Here is a 19,214-nt window from a genome sequence, read left to right as displayed (position 1 = left end):
GACACGGAATGGCAATGTGCCGGGGCGGAGATGGTGTGATGGCCCGGCGGGCGCACGGATGATCCGTCAACTGTCCTGAAGCGAACGGCCGGTGCGCCGGTGCTAGAGTCCCGCTCGGCGATCATGCGGTCGCATCAACAATATGTAGAAGATTGGGGAAACGGCATGCCGGGAGATCTCCGGGCGGTATTCGACTTCATCGCTTTCAGCGCTCGCTTACGGGAAGTTGAACGCCACAACAACGCCACCGTCGACCGCAAGGAAAGCGTGGCGGAGCACTCCTGGCACCTGGCGATGGTCAGCTGGCTGCTCCACCAGCAGTTCGAGCGGGAATTCGGCCACGCGCTGGAGCTTGAGCGGATGCTCAAGATGTGCCTGATGCACGATCTCGTGGAGATCGAGGCGGGAGACCCCTCGGCGTGGGCCACCCAGCACAGCGCCGAACACACCCACGACAAGGCCCGCATCGAGGAAGAGGTCGCCCAGCGCCGCTTCACTCCTCTCCCGAGCCCGCTCGGCACGGAATTCCTGGACCTGTGGCACGAGTACGAGGAAGGCGTCACACCGGAGGCGCAGCTGGTGCGCGGCGTGGACCGCCTCAACCCCGCGCTGATGCGACTCCTCACCGGACAGGGCTGGCAGGACGTTGACGCGGACGCCACCGCGCTCGACCGCCTGCAACTCCCGCGGGTCCAGGTCAGCGAGACCCTCACCGCTCTGTACGCAGAAGTACGGGACGCGGCGGTGGAGCGGGGGCTCTTGCCAGCGGCGTCCTGACCGTCGCGCACTCTGCCTTGCACCGCGGGCCCGACCACCAAGAGGAACCGATTCCCGAAACCCCGAGGCATACGGCAGTCGAAGTCACCGCACGAGCAGGCGCGCTCGATTCCAGAGGGCCAGGAAGCTGAGGCCGGTGTCGACGCACGGATCGACACGCGTGCCCTGTTCCTCAGCACATAGTCCCCAGACCAATTCAGCACCCACGAACGGGTGGGGGGAGGAGGGGGGATGAAGGCTTGGGAGTTAGCCGCAGCGGCGGTGCAGGTGCTGACCGGAGGCGCGCCGGTCTGGGCGAACAGAGGTCAGTAGTACACGTATTGGCCTGGGGACGACTTGAACGAAGCACTCTGAGGACCTCTGCGTCAGCCCGCCTGCACGAGCAGCCGGCGAGGATCAGCGAGCATCGTCGGCTCCGTGCTCGCCGACGAATTGCGGGCGGACCCGGACTTCGCTGATCTGCTACTCAGGGCCCTTCGCCCACCCGCCGGCGCACACCATCACTCCCGAGGGCGCTACTGAAGGGGGCTGCAAACGGTGGCGCCCTCACCTCCCGGATGATCTTTTTCAACCGCGCTGATCCAGCTCGCCCAGGACATGCCGCCCGCCGTCCTCGCCCCGCTCCTGGGCATGCACGTCATCACCGCACAAGCCTGGCGCCACCGACGGGCACCGGCTGGACCACCTATCTCCAGGCCCGCCGACGAGCCCTCGGTACGGGGCGCACACAACCCGTGCAGTGATCGTTTCTCCGGTGAAAGGCACCACCCGCCCGGGTGATCCGGGCCGGGGGCGCCTGGGGCACGCCGCACCTCAGGCGGCTACCGCCGCGGCCGTTCCGCTCCCGGGCGCCGCGCCCGCCCAAGAGGTGCTGCCGCTGTTCGAAGCCATCGATCGGCGGTACTTCAAGCCGTCCGCCGAGGTGACGAGTCTGCTCGCGTCTGGAGACAACTCGCCGCTGAACCAGGTCTGGGCCATCGCTTGGTGGCTCGTGGCCCCGAGGCGGGCTGAACTACAGCGGCCGGTCCGGCCGGATGCGCCAGGCCCGGATCGCCAGCCACTCCGGACGGATGCCTGGATGGCTGCAGAGCGTTTCGCGCGCCGCAGCGTCGGCCTCGCCGCCTTCGGCAACGGTCGTCTCCAGACAGCGCCGGTGGAGCTTGCCCCAGCGGTCATCTACGAACGAAGGGATGACCAACACGCCACGCCGTCAGACGCCTGACCGGTTAAGGCACATCAGTCCGTCGCCTCGCGGACGTCCTTTCCCTGCTCGGCGAACGCCTTGAAGTCCTGCATGTGCTGTTGCGACTGCTTGCGGAAGGCGCCGGGCATCACAAGTCCCACCAGCTTCATCAGATAGCCGTTGAACCGGTATTCGTTCTCGCTCTCCCAGAGCGTCGTTTCCGGGCCAGCTTCGGTCAGGCGGTCGCGCACGGCGCTCCACATGCCCTCACCGACGATCTCGCGGTCGAAGTGAACGACGCTCGCTTTCGGGACCTCGCCCAGGTCTGCCGGTTCCCGGCGTGTGATGGTCTCGGTGCACTCGATCTTCCGCTGGCCCATCTGCATCACGACCCGCGACTTGGTGCCGAGCTGCCCGTGCTCCCCGCTCAGCGGCTCGTGCAGCACCAGGCCCCGCAGCCATTTCGGCAGGTGTGCCGGGTCGGCGAGCAGCTGGACCACCCTCTCCTGCGGCAGGGCGATCTCGATGGAGACGGTGTATTTCATGGTGCGCCTCATTCTTCCTCTGGGACAACGTGCTTTTGTACTGCTCGTCGTGCTCCTCGGCGGAGGGCACTGCATTCTGTGTCCGTAAATTAAAGGTAACGAGGTACGGGGCGAGTCTCTCCAGTGCCTCTGCCTGTCGGCCCGGTTCGCCGAGCAGCCGTGCCCACTCCCGCGCGCAGAACCACTCCCCATGGCTGGCCCAGAACTCGCGCCGCGGACCCCCGTACGGAGTTGACTGAAGCGTCTGCGCGGCCGCTGATCGAGACGCCGTTCCAAGGCCAGCGGCCAGCGGAGCCTGGTGGGGGGCAGCGAGTGAGGTGCAGCGGGCATGGACCCCGGCGACCACCGGCCACATCGCGATGGACTCGACAGAGACCAGTGCCAAAAAGCACGTACCACCTCTCCTGGAGGAAGTGCCATTAATAGGCTGTTTTCCCGGACCGGTTGAGGCGTGCGCGCACCCCTCAACCGGCCTTCGGCCATGTGATGTGATCCCAAGTTGCGTTGCCTTGGGTGAATGTCAGACCTAGCTGTCACCATCGGATTCATGTTGCAGGTGTGTCTGAACGGTTCCCGGTTGCGGGAACATTGCCCGAACCTTCCCTCGACTGCTTCCGAGCTCGCCGAGGCGGCCTGGGCAGCGGTCGCTGCCGGAGCCGAAGACATCCATCTGCATCCCAAGGGACCTGACGGCTCCGATACTCTCGCCCCCGACTGAGATGCCTGTCCACCGCGAGATCGGCCTGATCGCATTCGACTGTCTCGCGTTTGTGCGCTCCAACCTGGCGCCCGGCCGGGTCGAGTCTTGAGCTTGGCTCCGATCGGAATCACCCCGGCCACCGACCGACGCACACTGGCCCGGCTCCGCGGCGAACGCAGCGTTCAGGTCTCAGTCGGCAGCCGGCGTGCCACGCTTCCGGCCGGGGACGATCCAGGTGGCCGTGGTGGTCGCTGGCGCCGGCTACCTGCTGCCGTTGCTGCGGAAAGGCAAGGGAGACCGGACTGGTCCTTGATCGTCGGGAGTGTCGCCGGAGCGTTCGCCTCGCCTGCGGCGCACCTCCGTGGTGCGATGGAAAGGAGGGTCGGAGGGAGAGCGATGGTCTCACCAGCAGCGGAGCGCGAGAGTGGCGCGGCCCCGGTATCAGTCCGCCCTCTGGGTGAGGCGGACCTGGATCGGGCTGATGAGATCTGCAGGGTCGCCTTCGGGAGTTTCCTGGGGGTACCTGATCCGTTGGGGACCGTTGACTACGTCCGCACCCGCTGGGCGGCCGACCCACAGGCGGCGTTCGCGGCGACGGTCGAGGGCGAAGTAGTGGGATCGAACTTCGCCGCCAACTGGGGCAGCGTGGGGTTCTTCGGACCACTGACCGTACGTCCGGATCTGTGGGACCAGGGCATCGGCAGGCGTCTGATGGAGCCGGTCATCGACTGCTTCGACGCCTGGGGGAACCGCCACCTCGGCCTGTTCACCTTCGCGCACAGTCCCAAGCATCTTGAGCTCTACCGCCGGTACGGTTTCTGGCCTCGATTCCTCACAGCCATCATGAAGAAGCAGGTCACAGACGGTGCCGCAGTCCCCGGCCGGGTGCTCTACGGCGAACTGCCCGCCGCCGAGCGGCCCGACGTACTGAGCCTCTGTCGCGCACTGACCGGAGCCGTGTACGAGGGCCTGAGCCTGGAACGCGAGATCGTGGCCACGCACACGCAGGGACTCGGTGACACCATCCTGCTCCATGGCGCCGGCTCCGAGCTCGACGGCCTGGCCGTCTGCCACTGCGGAGCCGGGTCGGAGGCCGGCGAGGACGTGTGCTTCGTCAAATTCGGTGCCGTACGTCCTGGCCCGGAGGCCGCCGACCGGTTCGAGCGACTGCTCGACGCATGCGAGCGGCTGGCCGCCGAGCGGGGGCTGGGGCAACTGGACGCCGGCATGAACCTGGGTCGCCCGGATGCCTACCGGCGCATGATCGACCGCGGCTTCCGCACCTGGTTGCAGGGCGTGACCATGCACAGGCCCAACGAACCCGGGTACAGCCACCCCGACGCGTATGTGATCGACGACTGGCGTTGACCACCGCCGCGCTCGGCCGGCTGGGAAGGCCCGGTGCTGTCAGAACCCGCGAATATTCCGAGCCGGACCCGACGGCAAGACACCTCCTGGACCACTGTCGAAGTGCTGTGGTGGCGGGTTGTGAGTGTCGATGGCTGCTGCTGGGGTGCTGCTGGAGAGCGATGACACTCGCTGGTCGGCCGGGGCCGCTTCCCGCCTGACGGGCACTGGACAAGAAAGTTCGGCAGCATCGCACTGCGTGGGACGACTGGCCACCCGTGAGGGCGAAAGTGGCGCTGAGCAACACCGGCAGCACGAGGCGGGCGCCGCTCACGGCAGCCTGTTGGCACTCCAGCCGTAGAACGTTATGTGCCCTGGTCTTGAGGCTGTGTGCCACTGTCGGAAACTCAGGTGGTCTCAGCGCACGATCTCAGTAGAGTCGGGCGATGCCCGAGCTGAAGCGGCTGCATGTCGGCCACGCCCCGGCGGTCCTGGCCTTCGAGCTGGCGAACCGCACCTACTTCGCTGCCTCGATCTCCGACCGCGGCGACGACTTCTTCGACCAGTTCACCGACCGGTACACAGCCTCGCTGGCCGAGCAGGAGGCCGGCATCTGCGCCTTCTACGTGCTCGTCGCCGAGGACGGCTCGGTACTCGGCAGGTTCAACCTGTACGACTTGGAGGACGGCACTGCCAGACTCGGCTACCGGGTCGCGGAGCGGGCCGCCGGCCGCGGCGTGGCGACCGCGACCGTCCGGGAGCTGTGCCGGACGGCGAGAGCGATGCACGGCCTGCTCACACTGCGGGCGGCCACCTCCCACGACAACGCCGCGTCCCAGAGAGTCTTGGCCAAGGCCGGGTTCGTCCCGGTTGGCCCTGCCACCCCGGCCGATCTCGGCGGCAAGTCAGGCACTTGGTACCAGCGCAACCTTCAGCCATAGACCTTGATCTGTTCGTGGGTCGGCTGCGGGAAGGAAATTACACATGGGGAACGTGCTGCCGCCCGTGCGTGGGTGGATGCGTGTGCCTGAGCCACGACGAGGGTCCGAATGTTCCTTAAGCCCCGTGGTGGCCAGGATCGGCGGGCCGGTGTGGGGCAGTTGGGCTGACCGCTGATCACCCGCGCACCGGAGGCGCCGGGCCTCCGGCGCGGGGCTCGTTCCTACTCGGTCCCCGGTCTTGGTGCCCGTCCCGCGTTGTCGAGGTTGTGTTCGATGAGGCCGGGTGGTCGTTGGTGGCGGTGCGGCGCAGAGCCGCGCCGACGGACAGCCCGACACCTCATCTCGACGCGGATCGACGGCCCGGCTGCAGCATGTGCATCAACACCAGGACGCTTCCCGTCGCTGCCCCTACCGCTCCCATGGCCAGGAAGCCTCGAGAGGAGCGCCAGGACAGCACTGACCAACGCGACTGCGCCGAGAACAAGGATCCCGTACTCAGCCATGACCCGGTCGAGATCAATGACAGGGACGAGCCGATCGAGCCGACCGAAAGGGCGCTTCCGATCGAACCGACAGACAGGGCCGATCCGACGGACCCAAGGGACAGCACCGAACCTACTGAGCCGATCGACAACACAGAGTCCTGCGACCACAAGGACAGCACTGAATCCGATGAGGGACGGACCGACCGTACCGGCAGCTTTGGCATGAGTTCATTCTGCGCGCCGGATGCTCGGTCCGGCCCTCTTGGGGCCACGCAAAAGGGTGATCGCCGATTGAAGGCTGTCCTGTGGGTGGGGCGAAGGAGGGAGCGCGCTGGCCAGTGTTGAGGTGTTGCGGCCGGAAGTGCCGGCGGATGCCGCCTGTGTCTTTGGCCTACCGCGAGACGGCTGGATGCAAGGTCCAAGGTTGAGTCGTCAGTCGCTCACGCCGGGTGCGACCTGCGCTGCCGGTCAAGGCTCTACGCGAGGGTATCCGTTCTGGAGTAGTGAAGGTCTTCGTGTCTGTTCGCCGAGGCCTGGAATTACCGAGAGGTATCGCACCTCACAGCCGGGCTGATCGAAACGACGACCGCGACCGCTGATTGACACCAGCTTGTCGTACGACGCGACGGACCGGGCCGGGGTCCGGCTCCGCTCCCAGGAGGCCCACGGAAGCATCGTCCTGGTCGTTCCGTGGGCTGTGAGTCCCGGAGTCGAATGGGGCGTAAGACCTGAGCAGTCGGGAGACAGGAGTTACGCCGAAAAGCCGGTGGCGCGGCTTGTCGGCTCCCAGGTGTCCAGCTCCGCACGGCGGAAGCCGTCGACGGCGTTGTCTCCCAGGAGAAGCATGGACGGCGGTTCGGGGGTTCGACGGTGTAGATGATGACCCGAGCAGCCTTCGCCGGGTCACCGGGCTGGGTGCCGTCAGTGGTGTCGTTCTCCTTGCGGCGCTTGCCGGCGGTTTCCGCGTATCGGCGAGCGCCTCCGGTGCCTGCGGAGCCGGCGTCCCGCGAAGTCCGTCCGGAAGGCGCCGGGTTCCACGACCACGGCAGTGATGCCAAGAGGTGTCACCTCGCCGCGCAGTGAGGCGGTGACCGATTCCAGGGCGGCCTTGGCGGCGGAGTAGTAATCGGACGGGCGTCGGCTGCTGTCCACCGGGTGAACCGCAGCCCGAGAGCTGGAGATGCTCCGCGATGTCGAAAACTTCCGCCAGCGGGACATCGGGCTCGCCATGTGACGTCACCCTCGCTGCTTCGCAAGCGACGTGTCAGACGCGTGACTTGGCTACGGACGCACAACGCCGTCGCAACCGGCCGGATCGGCTCAGGCGGGCTTCATAACGGTTGACTTTACCTTCCCTTTGCGATTTGCTGCGGACTAGACTTTCACGATCCGGGGGGATCTCCATGAACCGCACCATTCGCGCCGCCGTCTGCTCCGTCGCCGTCACGGGCCTGGCACTCGGCCTCAGCTCCTGTTCCGAGGCGGTCGACCAGGTCGACAAGGCAGTGAACGAGACGTACGAAGTCACCTACGAGGTCACGGGGAAGAACGTCGACTCGATCGACTTCCACGGCGGCGGCGGCAAGGCCATGGAGCCGAAGATCGAGTCGGTGTCGAAGCCCAAGCTGCCCTGGAGGAAGACGGTCACGCTGCGCGGCATCATGCCCGCGGCGGTCATGCCGGTCGCCGCGGACCTCGAAGGCGCCCAGGTCGCGTGCAAGATCACCTACAAGGGCAAGGTGCTCGAGGAACAGAGCGCTAATGGCCTGGTGACGGCCGGCGGCTGCACCGCAGAGTCCCCGATCACGTAGTAACCCCAGGGCGGCCCCGACCGGTTGACGCAGCCCGGAATCTGCGCCGACCAACTGTCGGACAGCTGACCGCGATAGCTATGGCGTGGCGTTGGCACCCTCGCGGCCTCCCTCCTCGGCGCGCTCTACGGCGCCACCCTCCTCCTGGGGGGCGCGCAGACCGGCGAGCGGTGTCGCTTGGTTGGTCGTCGCGATGGCGGCGATCAGCAGGGCCGACGAGATCTCGCCGAAGCCCCGGGCTGCGCGGCCGTGTGCCACCAGGAACAGTTCGAAGGCGAAGGCCACGCGGGCTCTGAGCGCCCCCGACGCGGCCGGGCAGGTCCTGAACCGCCCGGGGCGCCCCTTCATTCGGCGGCGTCGGGTGGAACCGTGGAATGTGGAGCAGGCTGCGCCGGTACTGCAGTTCGTCCACCCGAGCGAGCTTTTCGACCGACATCCGCGGCAGAGCCGTGGGAGCTGCCGCCTCGCTCAGCAGTTCACGCGCAGGCGCGGGGTCGGTCGCGGGGGCCAGCCACAATGCGTGGCCCGCGATCCCGAAGCTGATGTTCTCGCCGAACTGCTTCTTACGCTCACCATCTACCGGAGCGAGTACGGCGTCGTCAAAAGCGGCGCTGCCTTCGATGTCGCGTACCTGGACGGCAATGTGATCCAACCTGCACTACCACAGTGGAGTTGTCGCGCAGTTTCCATTCAGACACTCCCCGGCCAAGCACAGCAGCACACGCCTGTGTAGCGAACCCATCGGACACGCTCTGGTCAGAGGTATCGACGAATGGGTGCGACGGCCGCCTCCCGCAGGCGCTGGAGACCGGGGCGTCTCTTCCAGCGGCCCTTCTTGATCCGCTCGCTGGCCTGTAGGTCCTCGTCGAAGTGCCCATCCAGGCTCGCAGTGAAGTCTTCGTCGAGGACGACGAGCATGACTTCTTCGTCGTGGTCGAGGCTGCGACGGTTGAAGTTGGTGGAGCCGATCAGGGTGGCGATCCGGTCGACGGTGATGATCTTGGCGTGCATCATCGTCGGCTGGTAGTGGTAGATCCTCACTCCGCAGGCAAGCAGGTCTTCGTAGTAGTTCTGGCCCGCCAGTTGGCAGACCCGCTTGTCGTTGTGGGGGCCGGGCAGCAGGATCTCCACCTCGACACCGCGTCGGGCTGCCGCACACAGCAGCTCGACGAAGTAGGCGTCCGGGGCGAAGTACGCGGTTGCCAGGCGGAACCGTTCCTCGGCGGACTCGATGGTGACCCGCAGGAGGGTCTGCATGTCCTGCCACCCGAAGCTGGCCGATCCGCGGACGACCTGCACAACGGCGTCGCCCTGTGGCTCATGGCCAGTGAAGCGGTCCCGCACGTCGAAGAGGGTGTCATGGCATTCGGCCCAGTTCTGCGCGAAGGCGGCAGCGATGCCGTCCACCGCGGGCCCTCGGACCTGGACATGGGTGTCGCGCCACTCCTTCTCGTTGCGTGCGTTGCCGCACCACTCCTCAGCAATTCCGACCCCGCCGGTGTAGGCGACGTGTTCGTCCACAACCAGCCCTTTGCGGTGGCAGCGGTGATTCTGCTTGAGCAGGGAGAGATACAGGGGCTTGCGGAACCATGCCACCTCGACGCCTGCCCGGCCCATCAGGTCGAGCAGGTCCTGTTCGATGAGCCTGCTGCCGAAGCCATCAAGCAGCAACCGCACCCGTACCCCATTGCGGGCACGATCAGCCAGCGCCTGGGCGAATCGGCCGGCTATGTCGCCGCGCCAGTACACGAACGTCATCATGTCCACGGTGTGCTGGGCGCCACGGATGCTCTCCAGCATCGCAGCAAAGATCTCGTCCCCGTTGCGTAGCGGCAGCAGAGCGTTGCCTTCCGTGGCGGCGATTCCGATCAGCCGCTCCAGACGGCGCCGCATCCGTTGCTTGCGCTCTGCCAAAAATTCGGGCTGCTCGATGGGCTCAGCGGTCGGTTCGGGTTCACTGCATGTGCTCGTCATGACTCCACCTGGCCGGGAAGGGTAAACCTCCGCGCTTCCGGCAACCGCCGAGGCGAGCCGACTGTACACACCCGCACCGGCAACACGCCCCCGCGGGGAGCAGCTCGGAAGTGCCTAGCTGAGGCCACCCGAAAACATTCCGACTCACCGTTGACGCGGTCGGCAAACCTGATGGGCGGTCACGTACCCCGATAATTCCCGGCGGTCGGCGTACACCGCTCGCACGTCCGGAAACGGAGATTAGGTCATGAATTCGGACGAATGACGGACTAATTCAGGGCATACGGCTTCCCGGAGGCTGATAACAGTGGCTCCTTCGCTACTTGTTCCGCTCGCCCAGGTGTCTTTCGGTGCTGACTTCACGCTCAAACTCTGCGATGGATCGCGACCATCGTTCTCGTCGCATGGCTCCTCCGTTTCATCCGGTTCTAGTTCCTGTGGCGGCAAGGGAGGCGGCTGGGCCGCTGGTAGGTCCCAGATGACCGTTATGGGCGCCTCGTGGCCAGGGTGCGCGAGACAAAAGTCGGGAACCGGGCCTTCATCACCGCCGGCGCCTCTGCTCGCCGATCTTCATGTGAGGCACTCACCGTTCCATGAATATGGCAGGGAACGGTGGGCACTCGAAGCCTGGACAGTCTGAACAACACACGGAACTTGGGTCGCGAATGTTGATTCCGGCCTCTAAAACATTGACGAAGGAGATATCTCATGAGTGCCAACATGTGGGGATACCAGCCGGCGATCGGTTACACCGGCAGCAGCCTGATCGGTTACAAGGTAGAGGCAACCGATGGAAGTATTGGCAAGGTCGACAAGCACTCCGATGATGTCGGCGCCTCACACCTCGTGGTCGACACCGGTGTATGGATCTTCGGCAAGCACGTCCTGGTGCCCGCCGGCCTTGTCAGCGGCATCGACACAACAGAAGAGACGATCTACGTCAGCCGGACCAAGGAACAGATCAAAAATGCCCCCGACTTCGACAAGAGCAAGCACACTGGAGACCCGGGCTACCACGAGAAGGTCGGCGGCTACTACGGAAGCCACCAGCGCTGAGACCGATGCACGGCTCGGGGCCCGGGCAGGCGCTCGGGCCCCGAGCCGTGCGCGCTACGGGCCCGTCCGGCGGTGGATCCTCGGCCGTGTCCGGCAGGGTTGCCCAGGGCGCGGCATGCCCGCGAGGGAGGTTGCTCCAGCTCGGCTAGTACTTTCGCCGGCTCCCGCTCCTCGGCCCCGCCGTACTTCTCCCGCTGCGGCACAGCGAGGCCGCGGGCGGTGAGGTCATCAGGATGTCCTTTCGCCAGGACGGTGCGGAGTCCTCTCCAGCGACGGAATCGATGGACGGTCTTCGGCGCCGGCGGATGAAAGTAGGCAGTGGGCCGATATCGGAGTGATAACCCCTTCAGTTCTCCGTCTGGTGGCGAGGGCTTGATGCAGCTGTCCTCGGCGCGCGGGCCCGTGGCGCTCATCGTTGCGGCGCCGGCCTTGAGCTGAGGCTGCGCTGGCTCCTCCGGCAACTCGCGGAGTGGCACTCCCGTCATTCCGGCGGTCGCCTCGACAAACGTTGGGGACATCGTGGAGCAGATCGTGGGCGACCACGCACGGGTTCATCTCGATCATCAGCGATCCAGCTCAGAATCCCCACTCGCGCGAGGCCAGTACGCAATACCGGCTGAAGCTATCCAAGGCGAAGGTCGTCTTCCTGAACGGCGGCGGCTACGACGACTGCGTCGGCACGATGCTGGCAGACGGTTTTTCCGGCGGCGGGCGGCAGCGCGTCCGCGTCGCGCAGGTGCCGGCCACTGACCCACGGGTTCTGCTCTGAGCCCCTGCTCCCTCGACGTGCACCACCACCCGCCTGATGGAAGAGCGGCGTCGCGCCGCCGGCACCGCCGTCGGCTTCGCGACGCATGAGAACAACCCTCTCCTCGGCCTGGTGGACCGCGTCGCCTGGCCGCGTCAGGCGAGTCACACGTCCGCTGCCCACTCGGCCGGGCCATCGTCGGCCACACGTAAGAACAGCACTTGCACGCCCCCACCCATCAGGCATGCATGGTCGTGCTCGGCATGGGGGTGCGCGCCGAACTCGACGGCACACGCTGAATTGGGTCGACGGACTCCGTAGTGGCCATGGCAGAGCCGTTCCAGAAGGCGACGCAAAGGCTCGTCAAGGGAATGTTTTGCGGTGCGTCGGTCGGGCGGCTGACGCGGCCGAGCCGGCTCAGTGGACAGGGTCGAGCGGCGTGGACCGCCCGGGCCAAGCCGTCTCGCTCACCCTGACCCGTGAGGTTCGATCCTGTTCCGGAAGAGCGAGCGGCTCGAGAACCTGCTTAGGGCGCAGGGGCCGCTGGTGCGGGTGCGGACGGTGGGGGAGGATGCGACGGGTGACCACGACGCGGAAGTGCGAGGCGTGCGGCATCGATCTGCGCTCCCTCACCCGGGACACGCGAGAGGGCAAGGCGCGGGGTGGGCGGCCGGCCCGCTACTGTTCCGGCGCCTGCCGGCAGCGCGCTTTCCGACAACGCGCCGGGCGACGGGACACTGTGGAGCCGGTGGCGGCTGCCCCAGTGCAACTGAGCCCGGGGCTCCCGATGCTGCTCGACGAGTTCATCGGCCGTGAAACCGAACTGGCACGACTGCGCGCCTTGTTGAGGTCCACCCGGTTGCTGACTCTGATCGGCCCCGGAGGAGTCGGCAAGACACGGCTCGCGCTGGAGCTCGCGTGCCAGGTGAGCCATCGCCGCCAGGGAGAGGCTCACCTGGTCGAACTTGCCTCAGTCCGTGACGGTGAACTGCTTCCGCAGGCCGTCGCGGCAGCGCTGGGGGTCGGCGAGCGCGGCGGCCGGGCGGGAATTGACTCTCTCGTCCACGCGCTGGGGCCCCGGAGCATGCTGCTTGTGCTGGACAGTGGTGAGTATGTGATCGAGGCCTGTGCACAGTTGGCGGCGACCTTGCTCAGCGCCTGCCCCGGCCTGAGGATTCTCGCCACGAGCCGGGAAATCCTGCGGGTACCCGGCGAGGTGGTCTTCCGGGTGGGTGTGCTCGCGCTCCCTCCCGAGGGCGAGGAACCCGATGCGGGCCTGCTGCGACCGGCAGAGGCCGTGCGACTTTTCGTCGCGCGGGCCCGGGCCTGCGCGCCGGACTTCGCGCTGAGCCCCGGCAACGTCCCTACCGTGGCCGAGATCTGCCGACGGCTGGACGGCCTGCCGCTCGCCGTCGAGCTCGCGGCCCGCCGGGCCGGGGCCTTGCCGCCCGCGGACATTCTGCGCGGACTGGACGACAGGCTAGGCCTTCTCACCGACGGAAGTCGGGCCGGCCCCGGCCGGCACCGCGAACTCGGTGCCGCGATCGATTGGAGCCATCGCCTGCTGGATCCCGTGGAGCGGATTGTCTTTCGGCGCCTGTCGGTGCTCGAAGGCGGTTTCGATGCCGCCGAGGCAACCGCGGTGTGTGTCGGCGGTGTTGATCTGCCAACGGAGGCGGGCGCGGGCGAGGGCGCGCCGTCGGTCTCCGCGGTGTCGTCCGAGCACGTGCTGCGTGTGCTCTGCTCACTGGAGGCCAAGTCCCTGATCGTGCGGGTGTCCGCGGACGAACCGGAGGCGGCACGGTTCCGGCAGCTGAGCACCATCCGTGCCTACGGGATGAATCGGCTCACCGAAGAGGGAGAACTGCACGCCACCTGGCACCGCGCGCTCGACCGGCTGGCAAGCTGCACTGAAAATTCCGGCTCGGTGTTCGCCGACGCCGTTGTACGACCGCTCGAAACGGAACAGGAGAACCTCGCGGCAGCGGTCGCGTACGCCATCGACCCGCCCGACGCGCGCTACGTCCCGCTCGCCCTCGCTCTGGCTCGACTGCACTACCAGCAGGAGCAGTTGACGCTTGCCCGCGCCCTGTTGACCGAGGTCCTCTCGCAGGCTCGGGACGGCGGGGACCGGGGAGCGGCCCTGGCGCTGGCCGCCCGTGCGGCCTGTCTTCAGGCAGACCACAAAGCCGCGCTCGCCTTCGCTGAAGAGGCAGTCGCAGTGGGCCGCGCGCAGCGTCGGCCCGCCGCGACCGCCAACGCGCTGGACGCGCTGGGCGCAGCCCGGCTCTCGCGCGGTGAGTTCGTGGAGGCTGTCACGGCCTTCGCCGAGTGTCTGGATGTGGTGCGTCCGCTCGGCCGTCCGCTGGATACCGCGCTGTGCCGACATCACCTGGCCTGGGCGCTGCTCCAGACAGGCCGGGCAGCCGCGGCCGGCGAGCTGATGGGGGAGTGCCTGCCCACCTTGCGCGTCGAAGCCCCGCCGAGCCAGTTGACGGCCGCATTGCACACCGCGGGGGCCATCCGCCTGGCCCAGGGAGACGTCGGCGGAGCGGAGGGAATGTTCGAGGAGGTGCTCCGCCAGGCGCCCGATGAGAGCTACCACTCGCTCTACCCGTTGGAGGGCCTCGCCATGACAGCGGCCGAGCGTGGCGACGCGGAACGGGCTCTTCGGCTATGCGCCGCGGCCGGCGAGATGCGCCGCCGGATCGACACGGAGCCCGAGGCACACTGGCAGCGGCAGGTGGCGACGACCGCCGCACAGGCGCGGAAGCGACTGCGCGCCACCACTGCGGAAGCGGCTCTGACCGCAGGCCGCCAGATGCGTGGGGAGCAGCTGACCCGGTACGCCCTACGGGGCGTGGGGAGCAACGCCTCCCCACGCCCCACAACGAGGAACCACACACCTGACGCCACCGCTGGAACAGCACACGCCGTATACCCGGATCCCTGGGGCGAGTTGACGGCCCGTGAGGCCGGGGTGGCCCGTCTGGTCGCGAAAGGTCTGACCAATCGACAGATTGCCGCGCATCTGGGCCTTTCCCCGAGCACTGTGGCAGGACATCTCGACCGGGTCCGTGACAAAACCGGGCTTCGCTCACGTACGCAGATCGCCCTCTGGATCGCCGTTCAGGAGCCTGACCCACGCTGAGGCGCCGCCGGCCCGCCTCTTCCCATAGGCACGAGCTCGGCCGGTTCAACCTCTTACGCGTTGCGCGGTGCAGCCGTGCGGCGGGTCCGGTGGTTTCGTCACGCGCACAAGTCACCAGTCATCCGACCCATGTACTGCGCGGCGAGGCCCCGGAAACTTTGCGGAACAGGGCGCTCCGGGGGCTGCCGTTCGCGCAGCCTCTTTGCCACCGGGGCGCTTTCACCGGGTTGACGCCGTCGCGCGACCCGAGACCACCTACACCGGGAGATGCGATGGGGAACGATGAAGCGCAACCAGATGCCCGCGGCGCCGTGAACCGCACGGACAGCGACCGGCGTAACTCCCGGCGGGCGTTCCTGCGGACCACGTCCGCGGGCGTCACCTCCGTCGCCCTTGCGGGGACCGTCACCGCTTCGGCCGCCTCGGCACAGCAAGCAGCTCCCGCTGCCGCGCCCCAGGGCGCGCCGCCGGCCAGTGCTGCGGCGCTCGCCTGGGCAGTCACCCCCGCCTGCTCGGGTCAGGAGACCCCGGATTCGATCGAGGGCCCCCTTTTCAAGCCTGCCTCCCCCGAGCGCGGTGACGTCGTCACCCCGGGCACCCAGGGCGTCCGGATCGATCTCGCGGGAGTCGTTTACGACACCGCCTGCACTCCGCTGCCGGACACCCTCATAGAGTTCTGGCAGTGCGACCAGAACGGTGATTACGACACCTCGGGTTTCGGGCTGCGCGGTCACCAGTACACGAACAACAGGGGCGCGTTCCTGCTGCGGACAATCATCCCGCGTGACTACTGGGGCCGTTGGGGGCAACGGGCACCGCACATCCACACCCGGGTGCAGGCCCCCGGGAGCCCCCTCCTGGTCACCCAGCTGTACTTTCCCGACGACACCAAGGCATACGGCCGGGACTTCGCCGCCCTCAACGCCGCGGACCGACTGCTCAACCGCGCCTGCACCATCGCCCTCACCACCCGGCCCGGCGGGGCGTACTCCGGCACGTTCGACTTCGTCCTCAAGACCACCTCCTGAGCACCTCCCGCACCGGCCAGGTGCCCCGCCGCCACGGCCAGGCGCCCTTCACCCCTTGCGCACCACCCACGGAGGAATCCATGGCACCATCGCCCTCGTCGCCGTCACCCACCACCCCGCTCAGGGAGCCCGCACGCCGCCGAGCGCGCCTGCTGCCGGCGCTCGCTGCCGCCGTCGCAACCGCATCGCTCGCCGTGATATCCCTGACGGGCGACCCGGCCGCGTCGGCGCAGCCCGCACCGGCCGCCGCCGCGCACACCGGCACCTGGCAGCGCACGCAGGTCCCCCTGGAGAAGGGCGACCTGACCGCTGTCTCCGCGCTGAGCGACACACAAGCCTGGGCCGTCGGCTACCAGCTGAAGAGCGCCACCTCCCTCGACGCGGTCGCACTGCGCTGGGACGGCACGGCCTGGACCCAGGAATCCACGCTCCCCAAGAACAGCTTTCCGCAGGCTCTCGCCGTGCGGTCGGCCGAGGACATCTGGGTCGTCGGGTCCGCGACGGAGCACTGGGACGGCAAGAGCTGGACCACCCGTGCTCTGGACCGGGATCCGGCCGGCCGCGTCGTCCCGGACGCCGTGGCGACGGCCCCCGGCGGACAGGCGTGGGCGGTAGGCAGGGCGATGGCCCGGTCGGTCAAGGACGGGGTGCCGGCCATACAACTGTGGGACGGAAAGGCGTGGAAACGGCAGACGCTGCCCGACGTGGGCGCCGGTGAACTGAACGGAGTGGCGGTCGTCGCCCCGGACGATGTCTGGGCTGTGGGCGCGGTATACGGCGACGACGAGAAGCCGCCTCAGACGTCTCTGCTCCTGCACTGGAACGGCACAGCCTGGAAGCGGATCGCCGCTCCCGACCCGGCCGACGCCGCTCACTGGCTGAGCGGGATCACCCCCCTGGGCGCCGATGACATCTGGGCGGTCGGCGGCAGCGCTGTGGGCAGCTCCGAGCGTCCCTACGCGGTTCACTGGGACGGCACGAAGTGGGCTGCCACCACTACCCCCGACGTCGCGGATGGCCGTCTGCGCTCCGTCGGAAGGTCCGCGGACGGCACGATCCGGGCCGTTGGTGGCAAGGGGTCGGCTCCCGTGACCCTGCGATGGAACGCACCGGACAAGCGGTGGGACATGGCACCCGGCCCGGGGGTGGTGGTGCGCGGATTCGCCACTGTCCCGAACAGTTCCCGACTCTGGGTCGCAGGCATCGCCACTCACGGCGACCTCGTCCCGGCCGTCACCCGCTACACGGACGCGCGCTGACGGCCAGAGCTCACGCGCGGCCCCCGGTACGCACAGGCCCAACGACCCCTGACGTTCGCATCGCTCTCGCATCAAGCGGCCATTCTCTGGCGCGGGCGGTAGACCTCGCCCTATACCGACCCCGTGAGCGATGCGAAGTCGTGAGCTTCGAGTCGGCGGGTCCCAGGGGGGTCCCGACGTCGTCACAGGCGAGGGCCGGACCCCTTTCGGCGGGTGTCCGGTCCTCGTGCTTTCGTGCACTGATGGCAGAAGACTCGCCTGGTCCCGCCGCTACACTCCGCGGCGGGTTACCTCCCGCCCCGGGGCGGGGGAGGGGACCCCGGTCGCGGTTCGAATGCGACTTTGTACGGCGGGGAGAGCGGCCAGCAAAGCCAGGCCCACCGCGACGCTCGCACCGCCGATCACCCCGAAGTACATGGCCGCGTGGTCACGGTCGTAGAGCCGTACGACCTGGGCCGAAATGCCCTGTGCCGCGGCGTTCGAGGCGAGCCACAGGCCCATTGTCTGGGTGACGAAGGCCGCGGGGGCGAGTTGTGTGGTCACGGAGAGACCGACCGGTGACAGCAGGATCTCGCCGACGGTGACGACCGCGAAACTCGCGAACAGCCACAGCGGGTTGCTCCTGCCGGACTGGAGCGCCGGATAGACCAACAGGACGTAGCTGATTCCGGCGAAGATCAGCCCCAGGCCGAACTTGGCGGGCGCAGGCGGCTGGTGACTCCCGAGCCGGACCCACAGCACGGCGAAGATTGGAGTGAGGCAGATCAGTACCAGGGAGCCGGTCGACTGGAACCATGATGACGGCACGGTGAAGCCCAGCGCCCCGAGGTCGGTGCTGCGGTCCGCGTACAGCGCGAGGACGCTGGCGCCCTGCTCCTGGATGAACCAGAAGAAGACGGCCGCGACGAAGAGCGGGATGTAGGCGCGGACTCCGGCGCGTTCGCGGGGTGTCGTACGGCTGCTGCGCAGCATCACCGTGAAGTAGCCCACGGGGAGGGCGACGGCCAGCACACTGATGCCGCCCACGACAGCGTCGGCGGTGAGGGTGCCGGTGAGCGCTGCCACAACCAGCAGGGCTGTCAGGGTCGTCGGGAGGGCCGCTATGGCGAGGGCAGGCGCGAGCTTGATGTCCGAACGGTGCAGCGGGTTGCTGGGGCGCAGGTCCGCGGCGCTGAGCCGGCGTCCGCCCCGGATGTAGACGATCAGCCCGGCGGCCATGCCGATGGCGGCGAGTCCGAAGCCGAGATGGTAGTCGTAGCGTTGGCCGAGGGTGCCCACCAGCAGCGGGGCCAGCACAGCACCGACGCTGATGCCCATGTAGTAGATGCTGAATCCGGCGTCGCGGCGGGGGTCGTTCTTGGCATAGAGGCTGCCCACCGATGTGGAGATATTCGGTTTCAGCAACCCGGTGCCCAAGACGATGAGCGCCATGGAGGCGTAGAGGGCGCCCCGTCCCGCAGGCAGCGCCAGACAGATGTGGCCGAGCATGATGAGCGTGCCCCCGTACAGCGTGGCCCGGCGGGCGCCGAGGAGCCGGTCGCTGAACCAGCCGCCGCCTATCGCGGCCAGATAGATCGACGCGCCGTACACGGCAATCAGTGAACTCGCCGTGGCGGGAGCGATTCCCAGCCCGCCTTCGGTGGCCCGGTCGTACATGTAGTAGAGCAGGATCGCTTTCATGCCGTAGTACGAGAAGCGTTCCCACGCCTCCGTCGCGAAGAGGGTGGCCAGCCCCCGCGGGTGCCCGAAAAACCCTCGATCTTTGGCCCGCCAGACGGCGCCTTCAGTGTCGGCCGGCGGGCTGGCCGGGGGTACGAGGTCGCTCTCACCCGGAGCCCTCGGCCCTTCCCCCGGCCCGGCTCCTTCTGGCCGATCCTTCGATGCCGCACTCATACTCGCTGCCTCCGGGTAGGTCGACTGACCCATCGGCTGCCCCGGCGCACTGTCCTCACCCTCCCGCGTACGGAAGCCCGTTGCAGCGGCTCGAAGTGATCACGAGGTGGCGGCCTGGGGAGGAAGAGGCTCAGGGGCCCTGACGCCGTCGTCCTAGAGGCGGTGCACGCCGGTGGGGCTTCAAGCTGCGGTGGGGGAGTGGTGCAGCACCTGGAATGTGCCAGGCTCAAGCCCGCCCACCCCTGCGGGCGGGAGCACCGCTCGCTGCGCATGAATTCGCGGCACCGCCGTTTGCTGGGGTGGGCCGTGCGGCTGC

General features: G+C 67.9%; 18 protein-coding genes. 12 read left to right on the top strand and 6 right to left on the bottom strand.

Annotated elements, in window-relative coordinates; genetic code table 11:
• The first annotated feature begins 165 nt into the window (after nucleotides 1–165).
• Both ACGFZW_RS00425 and ACGFZW_RS00420 read left to right on the top strand, forming a co-directional pair.
• Nucleotides 166–777, top strand: a complete 612-nt coding sequence (locus ACGFZW_RS00425; protein ID WP_393890750.1) for an HD family hydrolase — start codon at nucleotides 166–168, stop codon at nucleotides 775–777.
• Between the two features lie 754 nt (nucleotides 778–1,531).
• Complete coding sequence (locus ACGFZW_RS00420) at nucleotides 1,532–1,999, top strand: hypothetical protein (RefSeq protein WP_393890749.1); 468 nt, start codon at nucleotides 1,532–1,534, stop codon at nucleotides 1,997–1,999.
• Between the two features lie 14 nt (nucleotides 2,000–2,013).
• On the opposite strand, the gene ACGFZW_RS00415 is transcribed toward ACGFZW_RS00420, so the two are convergent.
• Nucleotides 2,014–2,517, bottom strand: coding sequence for an SRPBCC family protein (locus ACGFZW_RS00415; protein ID WP_393890748.1), 504 nt, complete (start codon nucleotides 2,515–2,517; stop codon nucleotides 2,014–2,016).
• Nucleotides 2,518–3,022: 505 nt separating this feature from the next.
• On the opposite strand from ACGFZW_RS00415, the gene ACGFZW_RS00410 reads away from it, so the two are divergent.
• From ACGFZW_RS00410 to ACGFZW_RS00400, 3 genes are all read left to right on the top strand, one after another.
• On the top strand, nucleotides 3,023–3,223 hold the full coding sequence (locus ACGFZW_RS00410; RefSeq protein WP_393890747.1) for a 3-keto-5-aminohexanoate cleavage protein: 201 nt from the start codon (nucleotides 3,023–3,025) through the stop codon (nucleotides 3,221–3,223).
• 513 nt (nucleotides 3,224–3,736) lie between these two features.
• On the top strand, nucleotides 3,737–4,573 hold the full coding sequence (locus tag ACGFZW_RS00405) for a GNAT family N-acetyltransferase (protein ID WP_393890746.1): 837 nt from the start codon (nucleotides 3,737–3,739) through the stop codon (nucleotides 4,571–4,573).
• A 425-nt stretch (nucleotides 4,574–4,998) separates the two neighbouring features.
• Complete coding sequence (locus tag ACGFZW_RS00400) at nucleotides 4,999–5,493, top strand: GNAT family N-acetyltransferase (RefSeq protein ID WP_393890745.1); 495 nt, start codon at nucleotides 4,999–5,001, stop codon at nucleotides 5,491–5,493.
• A 337-nt stretch (nucleotides 5,494–5,830) separates the two neighbouring features.
• Here the strand turns inward: ACGFZW_RS00400 and ACGFZW_RS00395 are convergent, their stop codons facing one another.
• Nucleotides 5,831–6,202, bottom strand: coding sequence for a hypothetical protein (locus ACGFZW_RS00395; protein ID WP_393890744.1), 372 nt, complete (start codon nucleotides 6,200–6,202; stop codon nucleotides 5,831–5,833).
• 697 nt (nucleotides 6,203–6,899) lie between these two features.
• On the bottom strand, nucleotides 6,900–7,196 hold the full coding sequence (locus tag ACGFZW_RS00390) for an SDR family NAD(P)-dependent oxidoreductase (protein WP_393891263.1): 297 nt from the start codon (nucleotides 7,194–7,196) through the stop codon (nucleotides 6,900–6,902).
• A gap of 185 nt (nucleotides 7,197–7,381) precedes the next feature.
• Between ACGFZW_RS00390 and ACGFZW_RS00385 the strand changes: the two genes are divergently transcribed.
• Complete coding sequence (locus tag ACGFZW_RS00385) at nucleotides 7,382–7,789, top strand: MmpS family transport accessory protein (protein ID WP_393890743.1); 408 nt, start codon at nucleotides 7,382–7,384, stop codon at nucleotides 7,787–7,789.
• Between the two features lie 78 nt (nucleotides 7,790–7,867).
• Here the strand turns inward: ACGFZW_RS00385 and ACGFZW_RS00380 are convergent, their stop codons facing one another.
• On the bottom strand, nucleotides 7,868–8,074 hold the full coding sequence (locus ACGFZW_RS00380) for a hypothetical protein (protein WP_393890742.1): 207 nt from the start codon (nucleotides 8,072–8,074) through the stop codon (nucleotides 7,868–7,870).
• A gap of 235 nt (nucleotides 8,075–8,309) precedes the next feature.
• On the opposite strand from ACGFZW_RS00380, the gene ACGFZW_RS00375 reads away from it, so the two are divergent.
• The gene (locus ACGFZW_RS00375) at nucleotides 8,310–8,522 is read left to right on the top strand and encodes a hypothetical protein (protein WP_393890741.1); all 213 of its coding nucleotides are present in this window, start codon (nucleotides 8,310–8,312) and stop codon (nucleotides 8,520–8,522) included.
• A 23-nt stretch (nucleotides 8,523–8,545) separates the two neighbouring features.
• Here ACGFZW_RS00375 and ACGFZW_RS00370 read toward each other — a convergent pair whose 3' ends face one another.
• A complete protein-coding gene (locus tag ACGFZW_RS00370; RefSeq protein WP_393890740.1) occupies nucleotides 8,546–9,763 on the bottom strand; it encodes a phosphatidylserine/phosphatidylglycerophosphate/cardiolipin synthase family protein in 1,218 nt (405 codons plus the stop codon).
• Nucleotides 9,764–10,471: 708 nt separating this feature from the next.
• Between ACGFZW_RS00370 and ACGFZW_RS00365 the strand changes: the two genes are divergently transcribed.
• The 5 genes from ACGFZW_RS00365 (at nucleotide 10,472) to ACGFZW_RS00345 (ending at nucleotide 17,005) form a co-directional block, all read left to right on the top strand.
• On the top strand, nucleotides 10,472–10,819 hold the full coding sequence (locus ACGFZW_RS00365; protein ID WP_393890739.1) for a PRC-barrel domain-containing protein: 348 nt from the start codon (nucleotides 10,472–10,474) through the stop codon (nucleotides 10,817–10,819).
• A 508-nt stretch (nucleotides 10,820–11,327) separates the two neighbouring features.
• The gene (locus ACGFZW_RS00360) at nucleotides 11,328–11,588 is read left to right on the top strand and encodes a hypothetical protein (RefSeq protein WP_393890738.1); all 261 of its coding nucleotides are present in this window, start codon (nucleotides 11,328–11,330) and stop codon (nucleotides 11,586–11,588) included.
• Nucleotides 11,589–12,315: 727 nt separating this feature from the next.
• Entirely contained in the window at nucleotides 12,316–14,718 is a 2,403-nt protein-coding gene (locus ACGFZW_RS00355; RefSeq protein WP_393890737.1) for an ATP-binding protein, read from the top strand.
• 272 nt (nucleotides 14,719–14,990) lie between these two features.
• Entirely contained in the window at nucleotides 14,991–15,746 is a 756-nt protein-coding gene (locus ACGFZW_RS00350; protein ID WP_393890736.1) for a dioxygenase, read from the top strand.
• 80 nt (nucleotides 15,747–15,826) lie between these two features.
• Nucleotides 15,827–17,005, top strand: a complete 1,179-nt coding sequence (locus ACGFZW_RS00345; RefSeq protein WP_393890735.1) for a hypothetical protein — start codon at nucleotides 15,827–15,829, stop codon at nucleotides 17,003–17,005.
• 270 nt (nucleotides 17,006–17,275) lie between these two features.
• Here the strand turns inward: ACGFZW_RS00345 and ACGFZW_RS00340 are convergent, their stop codons facing one another.
• Nucleotides 17,276–18,898 (bottom strand): peptide MFS transporter, encoded by a 1,623-nt coding sequence (locus ACGFZW_RS00340; protein WP_393890734.1) that lies wholly within the window; start codon nucleotides 18,896–18,898, stop codon nucleotides 17,276–17,278.
• Nucleotides 18,899–19,214: the final 316 nt, after the last annotated feature.

Source organism: Streptomyces sp. NPDC048248, assembly GCF_043201875.1.
GTDB lineage: Bacteria > Actinomycetota > Actinomycetes > Streptomycetales > Streptomycetaceae > Streptomyces.
Note: the sequence above shows the minus strand (reverse complement) of the source record. Positions and strands in the feature narration are given on the sequence as shown.

Coding starts and splice junctions, on each gene's coding strand:
- ACGFZW_RS00370 (WP_393890740.1), bottom strand. CDS start 9,763: ATGACGAGCACATGCAGTGAACCCGAACCGACCGCTGAGCCCATCGAG.
- ACGFZW_RS00425 (WP_393890750.1), top strand. CDS start 166: ATGCCGGGAGATCTCCGGGCGGTATTCGACTTCATCGCTTTCAGCGCT.
- ACGFZW_RS00340 (WP_393890734.1), bottom strand. CDS start 18,898: ATGAGTGCGGCATCGAAGGATCGGCCAGAAGGAGCCGGGCCGGGGGAA.
- ACGFZW_RS00395 (WP_393890744.1), bottom strand. CDS start 6,202: ATGCCAAAGCTGCCGGTACGGTCGGTCCGTCCCTCATCGGATTCAGTG.
- ACGFZW_RS00400 (WP_393890745.1), top strand. CDS start 4,999: ATGCCCGAGCTGAAGCGGCTGCATGTCGGCCACGCCCCGGCGGTCCTG.
- ACGFZW_RS00415 (WP_393890748.1), bottom strand. CDS start 2,517: ATGAGGCGCACCATGAAATACACCGTCTCCATCGAGATCGCCCTGCCG.
- ACGFZW_RS00390 (WP_393891263.1), bottom strand. CDS start 7,196: ATGTCCCGCTGGCGGAAGTTTTCGACATCGCGGAGCATCTCCAGCTCT.
- ACGFZW_RS00385 (WP_393890743.1), top strand. CDS start 7,382: ATGAACCGCACCATTCGCGCCGCCGTCTGCTCCGTCGCCGTCACGGGC.
- ACGFZW_RS00350 (WP_393890736.1), top strand. CDS start 14,991: ATGGGGAACGATGAAGCGCAACCAGATGCCCGCGGCGCCGTGAACCGC.
- ACGFZW_RS00345 (WP_393890735.1), top strand. CDS start 15,827: ATGGCACCATCGCCCTCGTCGCCGTCACCCACCACCCCGCTCAGGGAG.
- ACGFZW_RS00410 (WP_393890747.1), top strand. CDS start 3,023: ATGTCAGACCTAGCTGTCACCATCGGATTCATGTTGCAGGTGTGTCTG.
- ACGFZW_RS00365 (WP_393890739.1), top strand. CDS start 10,472: ATGAGTGCCAACATGTGGGGATACCAGCCGGCGATCGGTTACACCGGC.